13 protein-coding genes are annotated in these 12,621 nt (G+C 49.2%); 4 read left to right on the plus strand and 9 right to left on the minus strand.

The genetic code is table 11. The features are described from left to right. Positions 1 to 12 precede the first annotated feature (12 nt). Positions 13 to 222 (plus strand): DUF2909 domain-containing protein, encoded by a 210-nt coding sequence (locus tag ACFFJP_RS20715; RefSeq protein WP_377248826.1) that lies wholly within the window; start codon positions 13 to 15, stop codon positions 220 to 222. A gap of 55 nt (positions 223 to 277) precedes the next feature. On the opposite strand, the gene ACFFJP_RS20720 is transcribed toward ACFFJP_RS20715, so the two are convergent. From ACFFJP_RS20720 to lexA, 5 genes are all read right to left on the minus strand, one after another. Further along, on the minus strand, positions 278 to 1,159 hold the full coding sequence (locus tag ACFFJP_RS20720; RefSeq protein ID WP_377248829.1) for a cytochrome c oxidase subunit 3: 882 nt from the start codon (positions 1,157 to 1,159) through the stop codon (positions 278 to 280). Between the two features lies 1 nt (position 1,160). Next, positions 1,161 to 1,730 (minus strand): cytochrome c oxidase assembly protein, encoded by a 570-nt coding sequence (locus ACFFJP_RS20725; protein ID WP_377248832.1) that lies wholly within the window; start codon positions 1,728 to 1,730, stop codon positions 1,161 to 1,163. Positions 1,731 to 1,736: 6 nt separating this feature from the next. Next, entirely contained in the window at positions 1,737 to 3,329 is a 1,593-nt protein-coding gene (gene ctaD, locus ACFFJP_RS20730; RefSeq protein ID WP_377248835.1) for a cytochrome c oxidase subunit I, read from the minus strand. Positions 3,330 to 3,332: 3 nt separating this feature from the next. Then, on the minus strand, positions 3,333 to 4,481 hold the full coding sequence (gene coxB / locus ACFFJP_RS20735) for a cytochrome c oxidase subunit II (RefSeq protein ID WP_377248838.1): 1,149 nt from the start codon (positions 4,479 to 4,481) through the stop codon (positions 3,333 to 3,335). 260 nt (positions 4,482 to 4,741) lie between these two features. After that, positions 4,742 to 5,374 (minus strand): transcriptional repressor LexA, encoded by a 633-nt coding sequence (lexA, locus tag ACFFJP_RS20740; protein WP_377248841.1) that lies wholly within the window; start codon positions 5,372 to 5,374, stop codon positions 4,742 to 4,744. Positions 5,375 to 5,528: 154 nt separating this feature from the next. Between lexA and plsB the strand changes: the two genes are divergently transcribed. Continuing rightward, positions 5,529 to 7,955, plus strand: a complete 2,427-nt coding sequence (gene plsB, locus ACFFJP_RS20745; protein WP_377248844.1) for a glycerol-3-phosphate 1-O-acyltransferase PlsB — start codon at positions 5,529 to 5,531, stop codon at positions 7,953 to 7,955. Positions 7,956 to 7,982: 27 nt separating this feature from the next. On the opposite strand, the gene tesB is transcribed toward plsB, so the two are convergent. Both tesB and ACFFJP_RS20755 read right to left on the minus strand, forming a co-directional pair. Next, the gene (gene tesB, locus ACFFJP_RS20750) at positions 7,983 to 8,858 is read right to left on the minus strand and encodes an acyl-CoA thioesterase II (protein ID WP_377248847.1); all 876 of its coding nucleotides are present in this window, start codon (positions 8,856 to 8,858) and stop codon (positions 7,983 to 7,985) included. 71 nt (positions 8,859 to 8,929) lie between these two features. After that, on the minus strand, positions 8,930 to 9,232 hold the full coding sequence (locus ACFFJP_RS20755) for a hypothetical protein (RefSeq protein WP_377248850.1): 303 nt from the start codon (positions 9,230 to 9,232) through the stop codon (positions 8,930 to 8,932). Between the two features lie 115 nt (positions 9,233 to 9,347). On the opposite strand from ACFFJP_RS20755, the gene ACFFJP_RS20760 reads away from it, so the two are divergent. Both ACFFJP_RS20760 and ACFFJP_RS20765 read left to right on the plus strand, forming a co-directional pair. After that, a complete protein-coding gene (locus ACFFJP_RS20760) occupies positions 9,348 to 9,809 on the plus strand; it encodes an EVE domain-containing protein (RefSeq protein WP_377248853.1) in 462 nt (153 codons plus the stop codon). 57 nt (positions 9,810 to 9,866) lie between these two features. Beyond that, complete coding sequence (locus ACFFJP_RS20765) at positions 9,867 to 10,106, plus strand: hypothetical protein (protein WP_377248856.1); 240 nt, start codon at positions 9,867 to 9,869, stop codon at positions 10,104 to 10,106. Between the two features lie 9 nt (positions 10,107 to 10,115). On the opposite strand, the gene ACFFJP_RS20770 is transcribed toward ACFFJP_RS20765, so the two are convergent. Both ACFFJP_RS20770 and ACFFJP_RS20775 read right to left on the minus strand, forming a co-directional pair. After that, positions 10,116 to 10,526, minus strand: coding sequence for a hypothetical protein (locus tag ACFFJP_RS20770; protein ID WP_377248859.1), 411 nt, complete (start codon positions 10,524 to 10,526; stop codon positions 10,116 to 10,118). A 207-nt stretch (positions 10,527 to 10,733) separates the two neighbouring features. Continuing rightward, positions 10,734 to 12,455, minus strand: coding sequence for a DUF885 domain-containing protein (locus ACFFJP_RS20775; protein WP_377248862.1), 1,722 nt, complete (start codon positions 12,453 to 12,455; stop codon positions 10,734 to 10,736). Positions 12,456 to 12,621: the final 166 nt, after the last annotated feature.

Below are 12,621 nucleotides of genomic sequence, written 5' to 3' on the forward strand. Positions count from 1 at the left end.
AGGACACCTGCCATGCTGATCAAAATTGTCTTGGTTTGTTTGTTATTTTTTGTCGTGTTTCAGTTATTTCGTGCCTTGTGGCTGATGTTAAAAAACGACCCTACTCAGGCTTCGATGTCCAAACATCTGGGTAGGCGCGTGATGTTCTCTGTACTGGTTATGGGGTTAATCATTCTGGCACTGGCGCTAGGCTGGATTGAGCCGCACCAGCGTCCATATTGATAAGACCCGGTGAGTACGGACGAATTCGTGTCGAATTCGTCCGGTTCTGTTTCAGCTACAACACATAAACAAACACAAACAAGCACAACCAGACCACATCAACAAAATGCCAGTACCAGGCAGCAGCCTGAAAGGCGAAATGGTTATGCGCGGTAAAATGATTTTTCAGCATAATGCGCAGCCAAATGATCGCCAGAAATAATGCGCCTAATGTCACATGCAGGCCGTGAAAGCCGGTTAGCAGGAAAAAGGTATTACCGTAAATACCGGAATCGAGGCGTAAATTCAGATCCTGATAAGCATGCATATACTCATAAGCCTGCAAGCCAAGAAAACTGGCGCCAAGCAGTACCGTCAGTAATAACATCAACCGTAACTGCAGCCTTTTACCTTGTTCAAGAGCCACATGTGCAAACTGCAGGGTGACCGAAGAAGTCAGCAAGATCAGTGTGTTATATAGTGGTAGGCCCTGCCAAGGCATAGCCGTGGTTTCAATACCTCCGGGCGTTTTGGTCATAGGCCAGTGTGCGGTGAAGTCGGGCCAAAGAATTTCTGCAGTCATGGCATTGTTGCTTTCGCCATCCAGCCACGGCATCGCAATCATCCGGGCGTAAAATAACGCACCAAAGAACGCAGCAAAGAACATCACTTCAGAAAATATGAACCAGCTCATCCCCTGCCGGAACGATCGGTCCATCTGCGCGCTGTACAAACCGCTCATCGATTCATCGATGACATTGCGAAACCAACCCACCAACATAAACACCAACAGCGCCACTCCGGCCATCAGCATATATTCGCCGTGACCTTCTTTGTTGCGTGTGACTTCATTCACAAAATGGCCGGCACCAAAAGCCAGCAAAAATAAAGCAATAGCCCCGACTATCGGCCATGGGCTTTGCTCCGGTACATAATAAGTTTGATACGTCTTGGCCATGTTACTTCCCCGTCTGATAAACAGCAGCCACTTGCGCGGCTGGACTATGCTGGGTTACGTCGTACAGCGTGTAAGACAGCGTAATGGTTGAAAACTGCTCCGGCAGCGCCGGATCTACGTAGAACTGTAGAGGCATCAGCAACTTCTCGCCGGCTTTTAAAGTCTGGCGCTGAAAGCAGAAACATTCCATTTTGTTAAAATATAAAGCCGCCTGTCCGGGCGATACTGACGGCACGGCCTGCGCGACCATCAATGCCTGCGTCGGATTTTCTGCTTCGTAATACACCAGTTTAATTTCGCCAGGATGCACCTGGATTTGCCGGGTTTGCGGCTGAAATAACCAAGGCATTTTCGGATCCGGCTTGGCCAAAAACTCAATAGTGACCTGACGTTTCAGATCAGCAACCGCTTTATCTGCTGTCGCCGCCATGCTGCTGGTTTTGCCATTCAGCCCGGTCAAATCACAAAATACGTCATACAACGGCACCAAAGCGTAACCAAACCCAAACATGCCTCCGGTGATAAGCATCAGTTTAAGCAACAGTGGCCTGTGATTTGGTGCCGTCATCATTTGGTCCTATTTCACATCCGGTGGCGTGGTAAAACTGTGATAAGGAGGGGGTGACGTTAATTGCCATTCCAGTCCTTCCGCACCTTCCCAAACCTGTGCCGTCGCCGGCTGCCCGCCCTTGATGCATTTCACCAGTACCCAGACAAACAGCAGCTGTGACAGCCCAAAGGCAAATCCACCAATACTAATCAACGCATTAAAGTCAGCGAATTGCAGCGCATAATCTGGGATCCGTCGCGGCATACCGGCAAGGCCAACGAAATGCATCGGGAAAAACAGCACATTGACAGAAATGAGCGAACACCAGAAATGCCACTGCCCCAGCGTCTCGTCGTACATATGACCGGTCCATTTTGGCAACCAGTAATATGCAGCCGCAATGATCGAGAATATGGCGCCTGTCACTAATACGTAGTGGAAATGCGCAACGACAAAATAAGTATCGTGGTACTGGAAATCCGCTGGTGTAATTGCCAGCATCAGCCCAGAGAGCCCGCCAATGGTGAACAGCACGATAAAGGCGATGGCAAACATCATCGGCACTTCAAACGTCAGCGCGCCACGCCACATGGTCGCTACCCAGTTAAACACCTTCACGCCGGTTGGCACGGCAATCAACATGGTGCAGTACATAAAAAACAACTCGGCAAAGACCGGCATCCCAGTGGTAAACATATGGTGTGCCCAAACCAGAAAAGACAATAACGCGATACTGGATGTGGCATAAACCATCGATGCATAGCCAAACAACGGCTTGCGTGAAAAGGTCGGGACTATGCTGGAAACAATGCCAAAAGCCGGCAGAATCATGATGTAGACTTCAGGATGGCCAAAGAACCAGAAGATATGCTGGAACAAAACCGGGTCACCACCGCCTGCAGCATCAAAAAAGCTGGTGCCGAAGTACTTATCTGTCAGCACCATTGTCACGGTACCTGCCAGAACAGGCATCACCGCAATCAGCAAAAATGCCGTAATCAGCCAGGTCCAGACAAACAATGGCATTTTCATCCAAGTCATGCCTGGCGCACGCAGGTTAAAGATAGTCACTATCACGTTTATTGCGCCCATGATCGACGAAATACCCATGATATGCACCGAAAAAACAAATAACGCCGTACTATCACCACTGTACTTAGTCGATAGCGGTGCATAGAACGTCCAGCCAAAGCCGGGGCCACCACCTTCCATAAACAGCGACATCAGTAGAATGGCAAAAGCAAATGGCAGGATCCAAAAACTCCAGTTGTTCATCCGCGGCAATGCCATGTCCGGCGCCCCAATCATCATCGGGATTAACCAGTTAGCAAGTCCGGTAAAAGCCGGCATCACGGCGCCGAAGACCATGATCAGGCCATGCACCGTAGTCATCTGATTAAAAAATGCTGGCTCTACCAGTTGTAAGCCGGGCTGGAACAGTTCGGCACGGATCACCATAGCCATCGCACCACCAATAAAAAACATGGTCAGCGCAAACAACAGATATAAGGTGCCAATATCTTTGTGATTTGTCGTATAAAACCAGCGTTTCAGACCCGCTGGAGGGTGGTGATGACCATGGTCGGCGTGATGATGTGGATCAGTTGAGATTGTGCTCATGCCTTACTCCTTCTGTCCATTTTTCGCGGCCTGTACATCAGCAGCCTGGACAAGATCGCCGGTATTATTGTCCCAGGCATTGCGCTCATAGCTAATCACCGCAGCAATTTCCTGCAGGCTTAACTGTTTGCCAAATGCCTGCATCGCTGTGCCCGCCTTTCCGTTCAGCACAATGTTGATGTGCGCGGCCTTTTGGTCAGCTAAGGTTGCCATTTTACTGCCTTTGAGCGCTGGGAATACGCCGGGTAGGCCCGTGCCTCCGGCCTGATGACATGCTGCACAATAACCCTGATAAACTTTCTCCCCCAGTGTCATTGCTTCTGCCATTGTCATCTGCATCGACAGTAATTCCTGCTCTGCCGCTTTGAGTTTGGCCAGCCTGGCACCTTCGGCCTCAATCCACTGGTTAAAATCATCCGGAGACTTGGCGACAACTACAATCGGCATGAAACCGTGGTCTTTGCCGCAAAGCTCCGCACACTGACCGCGATAGGTCCCTGGTTCATTCACCTGGGTCCAGGCTTCGTTGATAAACCCAGGGTTTGCGTCTTTTTTCACCGCAAAGGCAGGTACCCACCAGGAATGAATCACATCGTCTGAGGTCATCAGAAAACGAACTTTTTTACCGGTCGGGATCACCAGTGGGCGGTCGACTTCCAGTAAATAATTCTCGTTTTTCTGCAGTTTGTTCTGGATTTGTTTGGCAGGTGTGGCGAGTAGCGAATAATACTCCACCGGGTATTCAAGATATTTGTAGTGCCACTTCCATTGTGAGCCGGTGACCAACACCGTCACATCGGATTTGGTAGTGTCCTCCATCGCAATGAGAGTCTGGGTGGCGGGAATTGCCATTAACACCAGAATAACAACGGGAATTGCAGTCCAAAGCAGTTCAACTTTGGTGCTTTCATGGAATTGCGCAGGCTGCACACCTTTTGCTTTGCGATGATGGACAATGGACCAGAACATAGCTCCAAATACCACAAGGCCAATTCCGCAACAAATGTAGAAAATCGTCATATGCAGGTCATACACCTGCTGACTGATCTCCGTAACCCCCTTGGTCATATTCAGGGGCATTTCTGCGGCAATAGCCGAATCGACACACAACAAGGCCGGCAGCGAGCAACGATTAAACATCGTGTTCGCCACAGCACGTCTCCTCTGTCAGTTTGCATAAACTGTTGCCAGAATCCGACGCGCCCACCACTTTGCATCCCGATTCTGCAACTTATCGTTGTTATTTTTTCCTGTAAGAAACCGCCCTTGGCCTTCTAGTTGACCATTTGTTTTGGCCGGTTCCGCTTAAGAATTAGACAAAATCTGTAAAAAGCCAAGGTGAGAATGAAAAAAAACGCCACAATGTCTAAAACTGTGGCGCTTCTGTATAAATCAATGATTTGTTTTAAAAATCACCAGGTCTGAGTACGGACAACTCCAACGGCTAAACCTTCAATTGCAAAGAACTGCTGGGTTAAGTCTACTTTTATCACATTAAAGTCAGTGTTTTCGGGGTGTAAGTAAACAAATTGTCCATCCTTGCGGAATCGCTTTACTGTGACATCTTCATCAACCCGCGCAACGATCACTTCACCTTGCCTGGCTTCGGTTGTTTTGTGCACAACAAGTAAATCGCCATCAAGAATGCCAATGTCTTTCATACTCATGCCAGATACTTTAAGCAGGAAATCCGCGGATGGATGGAACAGGTTAGCGTCGATCTGATGGTATTGTTCAATATGTTGTGTTGCCAGAATAGGCTGACCGGCAGCAACTCGGCCGATCAACGGCAGCCCCTGAATTTCAGGCTCATTGGCCGCGACTTCAGTGGTATCTTCAATGAGACGGATCCCACGCGATGTCCCCGGCAACATTTCAATAAAACCTTTTTTTGCCAGCGCTTTTAAGTGCTCTTCAGCAGCATTCGCCGACTTAAATCCGAGCTGCGTTGCAATTTCCGCTCGCGTCGGTGGCATCCCGGTCTGGGCCTGATAATCTTTCAGAAGTTGCAGAATTTCGGCTTGTCGTGGTGTAAGTGGTCGCATGATGCTGAATGCCTATACAGTGGATACTGGGAGTATATACAGTGAAAAGCGGCGTGCCAAGCGCCTTACGGCACAATTTACTGGTAAGACCTGAATTTGGCGCTGTTTTTCATTCCGTGCTAAAGTAGCGGGCTGTCGTTTTTGCAGGTTTCTTATGTTCGCCCGACTCACTTTTTTGGCCAGGATGCTTTATTGGCCACTTAAACCGCTGGTGCAGTGCAAAATTGTTGCCGCGCCGCCATCTCAGTCTGCATTAGGTGCAGATAAGCCATTGTTTTACATTACCAAAGTATCTTCGGCCAGCGATCTGGCCACGCTGATGCGTGTCTGCCGGCAACTGGGATTACCTGCACCAGATGACGAAGTACAACTGGGCTCAGTGCGCTTACCGCGTACGCTGTATCTGGAAAATCCGAAAACCCTCAGTGGACATCAACGTCCTTCTGCAGCCCTGCAAATTGGTCAGCAGCTGTTAGAAGCTCATCTTGATCACACACAAGATGCTCAACTCATCCCGGTTTCGATCAATTGGGGCCGCGCTCCAGGTAAAGAGGCCAGTGTTAAAGCCATTATTGGTGAGCAAGCCGCACCAAACTGGCTACGTAAGCTATTGATTGTGCTTATTTCCGGCCGCCATACGCTTGTGCAATTTTCCGATGCATTGTCATTGCGGGACATGGCCGGCCAGTATGGGGCGGCGACTGATACTGCGCATAAGTTGTTGCGGATGGCCCGTTTCCACTTTTATCGCCAACAGCTAGCCGCGACCGGGCCGCGCCAGCCTGACCGTGCAGCCTTGTTTAATGCGTTATTAGGTTCAGCGTCCGTTCGGCAAGCAATTGAAGAAGAAGCGCTGCAGAAACAAATGCCACTGACGGCTGCCCGGCAGGAAGCATTATTGTTACTCGAAGAAATTGCTGCCGATCAACGTGAATCCACAGTGCGGCTTGGCGAGCGTTTTTTACGCTGGTTATTTGGCAAACTCTATACCGGTATTCAGGTTCGCAATAACGAACAAGTACGAGAGCTGGCTCAGCGCGGGCACGAGATAGTCTATCTGCCCTGTCACCGCAGCCATATGGACTATTTGTTGCTCAGCTATGTGATTTATCAGCAAGGTCTGGCGTCACCGCATATTGCAGCCGGTATTAACCTGAATTTCTGGCCCATTGGGAAAGCTTTCCGTCGGGGCGGTGCGTTTTTTATCCGGCGCAGTTTCAGTGGTAACAAGCTGTATTCAACGGTATTTCGTGAATATCTGACGCAGTTATTCCGCAAAGGTTATGCCGTGAAGTACTACAGCGAAGGTGGTCGCAGCCGCACTGGCCGGCTGTTGCAACCGAAAACCGGCATGCTCGCCATGACGATCCAGGCGATGCTGCGTGGCATTGACCGACCGGTCACTATTGTGCCGGTTTATCTCGGTTACGAACATGTGATGGAAGTGGGCACTTATTTACGTGAACTCAAAGGCACTCATAAGGCCAAAGAATCTGCGTTTGGTATTGTCAAAGCCGCAACAAAGCTCAGAAATTACGGTTTTGGCTTTGTAAATTTTGGCGAACCGCTGTCGCTGAATCAGTTTTTGCAACAACAAGTTCCGGACTGGAAAACTGCCATTGACCCGCTGGAACCACCAAGACCTGACTGGCTGAACCCCGTCGTGTCGGTGCTGGCCCATCAGGTGATGCTGCGAATTAATCAGAGCGCTGCCGTCAACAGCGTTAATCTGCTGGCAACCTGTATTCTGGCTGCGCCGCAACAGGTATTGCCAAAGCCGCAACTGTTGGCGCAAATGGAGTTGTATCTGCGATTGTTACGCGACGCGCCTTATCATGCCAATGTGACATTGGCGGCAGGCTCAGCCACGGAATTATTACAGCATGCGGAGCGCTTGCAAAAAGTGCAGATCGAACAAGATGACTTTGGTGCTTTGGTACGATTTGCACCACATGATCAAGTACTGATGAGCTATTACCGTAGTAATATCAGTCATTTGTTTATGATACCCGCTATTCTCGCTACAGCGTTGTTACAACAACCACAGACCAAGCATGCGTTACTGCAATTGACTCAACAGCTGCAGCCATTGCTGGAGCAAGAACTATTCCTGGCCCCTCAGCATCTCGGTAACTATGTTGAAAGCCTGATTCAGTTTATGCAACAGGAAGGTCTGATTGACTGTAACTCGCAAACTGATAGGTTGAGTGTCGCCGAACCACAGCGAGCCAAGCTGGAATTGCTGGCCTGCTTGGCTGATGCGGTCTTGCAAAGGTACAGCATGGTCTTGCAACTGATCCGCGGTGCTGAACCGATGGAACGCGATGCACTGGAGCAAAAAGCACATCAGCTGGCGCTGCGGCTGTCGACGTTACACGGACTGGATTCACCGGAGTTTCACGACAAACGTTTGTTTGTCACGCTGATTAATGCATTGAAAGATCTGGGTTATATCCATGCGGATGCGCAATACAAGCTGCAAATCAGTGAAAGCTTTGACGGCTTAGATCGGCAAATCAGCCAACTGCTCAGTGCTACCGTCAATGCCAGTATCCACCAAATTGGCAGCCAATCCGCCTAGTATCGGTTCGAAGTCACAAATGGGCGATCACTCGCCCTTTGCTTTGTCGTAACTGCGGATCACACCTTCTTGCATGGTCGACGCCACTAAAGTACCGGCGCGGTTAAAAAACTGTCCGCGAACCAGACCCCGGGCGCCGGATGCACTTGGGCTGTCCACCGAGTACAACAACCAGTCGTCGAAGCGGAAATCTTCATGAAACCACATCGCATGGTCAATCGTGGCCACCTGCATATTGGGCGCCATAAAAGACTTCCCATGCGGCTGCAGCGCTGTTGGCAGGAAATTGAAGTCTGATGCATACGCCAATAAATATTTGTGTACACGCAAGTCATCCGGCATCGCGCCATTGGCTTTAAACCAAACGTGGCGTTTGGCCTGACTCACTTGCGGCCTGAATGGATTATGAAATGCCACTGAACGCATCTCGATAGGCTTTTCACAGATAAATTTACTACGGATCGATTCCGGGATTGAAGCAGCATGCTCGCGATAAAACTCCAGATCTGAAACCAACTCTTCAGGTTGAGGCACTTGTGGCATCAAATCCTGATGGGCAAATCCCGGTTCATCAGCCTGAAAAGATGCCGTCAGATAAAAAATTGGCTTGCCGTATTGGATCGCACTGACGCGCCTCGTGCTGAAGCTTTTGCCGTCGCGAATGTTTTCGACTTCATAGACAATAGGCCTGGCTGCATCGCCGGGCCGCAAAAAGTATGAGTGAAAAGAATGGACTTTCCGGTCTTCCGGGATGGTCTCTTTAGCGGCAGACAAAGCCTGCCCCATGACCTGACCACCGAAAACCGCTTTAAACCCCAGGTCTTGACTCTGACCGCGATACAGGCCGTATTCGATAGTTTCTAACTTCAATAGCGACAACAGATCTGACAGTACCTGGCTCATCCGATGTTCCTCAAAATGCTGGATAAGCCACTATTTTGCAGGAACATCGGCCAAAGTGCCAAGTTTCTTACTCAGCCACCACCGCCCAGCGACTGTTGTAAAGTGCGGTCATTGACCATTTGCTGTGCTTGTTTACGCTCATCATTCTGTTGGGCAATTGTTTTACAGACTTTCACGGTACGATTGCTTCCCAACGTTTTTTCTTTGCGGCACACGACTGCGTTTTTGTCCGTGTCTTTATTATATGATTTCACCACCGCAACTTTGACAGGTGCGCTGGTCGTCTTAGCGGCAGATGCGGTTTCTGATGGTGTTGATGTGCAAGCGACCAGGTGTATACAACCCAGCAGCAACATCCATTTAGGCTTGAACATAGTGTTTCCTTGTTATCAATAATGCAACATCTAACTTACCCCGCCTGACCTTGCCGTGCAAGTACGACAGTGATAATTTACCTACAATGATTACAAAATAAGAAATCAGCAGCTTATGTTCTGGGTATTTAAAACTGAACCTGCGGAATGCAGTATTGCAGATATAGAAGCGGCAGGCAGCGCTGGTGTGGTTTGGGAAGGTGTGCGTAACTATCAGGCACGTAATTTCCTACGGGATCAGGTAAAAACCGGCGATATGGTACTGATCCATCATTCCAGCTGTGCTGCTGTTGGTATTGCGGGTGTCGCAACCATTATTGCTGAAGCATTTACCGACCCCAGTCAGTTTGTTACTGACAGCCTCTATTACGACCCTAAAGCCAATGCAGACAAAGCGCCCTGGGTTGCCGTCAGAGTTGGATTTGTCCGGAAATTCCCGCGGATCCTGCCCATGGCAGACCTTCGCGCTATAGCAGGACTTGCAGAAATGCAATTGTTGAAAAAAGGCAACAGATTGTCGATTATGCCGACAACAAATGCAGAATTTGACCTTGTACTTTTGGCGGCGAAGGCTTAGAGTCTAAGGTGCACCTCGAATGAGGATCTGTAGCCGACTTAAGACGGAGTTGTTAACATGGTCGCTGTAGCTGAAGACAGACGCGCAGAAGAAAGAGATCTCAACTACTTTTGGGATCGATTAAATATCGCACAAAAATTTTCGGTGTCTGAGTTACAACGCTTTGGCTACGAACTGGCATTTGTCCGCCGCAGCCCGAGCTTTAGCATGGCTGTGTTGAGATCAGGCGAACGCCTGGCCGCTGTTGATCAGGACGGACAAATCGATACTACCCCAACGATTTCATTCCGAAGTTAAGATTGCAGGTCAATTACTGACACCCGCATGTGTCGGTTTCTGTATATCTTTGTGTGAAAACTCTTTTGTCAACAAAAACATCTGCTGACACATCTGTAAGTACCCTGCAAAATTTTGCTTTTGCCAGCCGTTGATTAAACGACCGTGTTTGCTAATGACGGCTTCGACCGCCGGAAACTCCAAATCTGCATGTAATTTCAGTGCACGCTGCAACGCAGGCTTTAATGCCAGCTGCCGGCTAGACATTTCTTTGCATAGTGTCGGGATCAGCTGGATTGCCAATTCAAAGATATACAATTCCTCTTCAGCCAGACGACTCATGCGCCGGACGCTACCAAGCTGAAGTAACAAAAACTGACTGAATTCCTCAGCCAACTCATAAGTAAATTGCTGAACTTGTGAAGACTCTTGATCTAACATTCTGAACTGAGCTAACAACCGTTTGTGTTCAGATGCGAGGCTGTCGGTCCTGACCAACATCACGACCATTAATACAATGAGACAAACAAAGGCAAGAACCCACCAGACCACAACAATTTTCCCAATCACTGACAGATAATGTACTGAAATTTAACACAAACAGTGGTCAGCCAGCCAGCGCTTACCAACCACTGTTCCCATTCCGCTTTATCTAGCCTGCTCGATATACAAATCGATCTGCTGTTCCAGTACTGGCAACGGCACACTGCCATTGGACAACACTGCATCATGGAACTCGCGTACGTTAAATTTATCTCCCAGCACAGTTTCTGCTTTTTGACGTAACCGTTTAATGGTCAGCTCGCCCAGCTTGTAGGACAACGCCTGAGCCGGCCAGCTGATATAGCGATCGACTTCAGTCGTGACATTGTGCATTGACAAAGCGGTATTTTGTGCAAGGAAATCAATAGCCTGCTGCCGACTCCATCCCATGGTATGCATGCCAGTGTCCACGACCAGACGGCAAGCACGCCACATTTCATAAGTCAGCCGGCCAAAATTGCTGTACGGGTCCTGATAAAAACCCACTTCCAGTCCAAGATATTCGGAGTACAAACCCCAGCCTTCACCAAAAGCAGAAGTATAAAAACTGCGTCGGTAGCTGGGCAGATTTTCCTGCTCATTGGCCAGTGCGACCTGCAAATGGTGACCCGGTACTGCTTCGTGCAACGTCAGCGCCTCCAGCTCGTATAAAGGCCGACGGTCCAACGCGTAGGTGTTGACCCAATAAAACCCCGGATCGCCTGCCACCCGACCGCCTGAATAACGACCTGTGGTGTATTTAGGCGCAATCTCGGCTGGCACAGGCTCTACACCGTACGGTGTGCGTGGTAAGGTTTTAAACAGCTTTGGCAGCTGCGCATCAATTTTTTTCGACAGATACGCAGCTTCTTTTAGCAACTGTTCCGGCGTGTTGACATAAAACTGGGGATCGGTACGCAGGAACTGCACGAAATCGGCAAAACTGCCCTTAAACCCCGTTTTATCAATAACCTGCTGCATTTCAGCCCGAATTCTCGCCACTTCTTTCAGGCCAATATCATGGACCTGCTGCGGCGTCATTTTCAGCGTGGTGTAATGCTCCAACCGGTTTTGATAAAAGGCAGCGCCATCCGGTAAAGCAACAGCGGCGATATTATCCCGCGCCCCTGGCACATACTGGCCGACAAAAAAGTCCAGATACTGTTGATACACCGGTGTGATCTGGCTGCTGATCAGGGTTTTGGCTTGTTGCTGCAGCGCCTGCCAGCGTGTGGCGTCAATGCCCGCAGGTTGCTTCAGCAATGGCCGGTAAAACGGGCTTTTTGTCGGATCGTTCGAAATAAAAGACTTAATGCTGTCTTCATAGCCTGCCAGTACGGCTTTGGGCTGGGTATAACCGGTTTTTAGCCCCTGCTGCATCCAGCTGATCTGTTGCTGCATGTAAGTGGGTACTGCGGCCAGTTTCTCCAGATATGTCTGTATATCCTTGTCTGTTTTCACTGAGGACATATTCAGCATAAACAGCACGTCGCTGTGGAAGCCAGACTCAGCCGTCAACGGCATGTAATGTGCGCCAAACCGATATTCATCGATATCATTCTGCAGCCGGTATTGCAGGATGGCGAAATTGATTTTCTGTTGTTCTGTTAGATGACTGACATTGGTTTTATTCAGCTCTGCAATCAGCTGTAAACGTTGCTTGTGGGCTTTCTCCAACGCTGCCGCAGACATGTCGGGTAACCCTGATTTGGTATTGGGTTGCACCTGACCAACCTTTTCCCACCAATCATTGGCAAAGCGGTCAAAATCAAGGGGGGAGCTTGCAGGCTGCTGTGCACACGACATCAAAGTGGCACAACAGAGGGCAACCAACAGTTTTTGCTTCATATCTGGCAATCCAAGTGGCTAATTTTGTCGATTGATTGTATACAATTCTGCACGTCGCTCAGTCGCTAACCAACTTGCATTTCTGCCTGTTGAACCGATTTGGTCTGCAGTCGCAGTACATTCAGGATCTCATATTAGGCAAACACCTGAATAATTTGAAAAAAAT

Origin of the sequence: Rheinheimera tilapiae (assembly GCF_042432165.1) — a bacterium.
GTDB classification, from domain to species: domain Bacteria; phylum Pseudomonadota; class Gammaproteobacteria; order Enterobacterales; family Alteromonadaceae; genus Pararheinheimera; species Pararheinheimera tilapiae.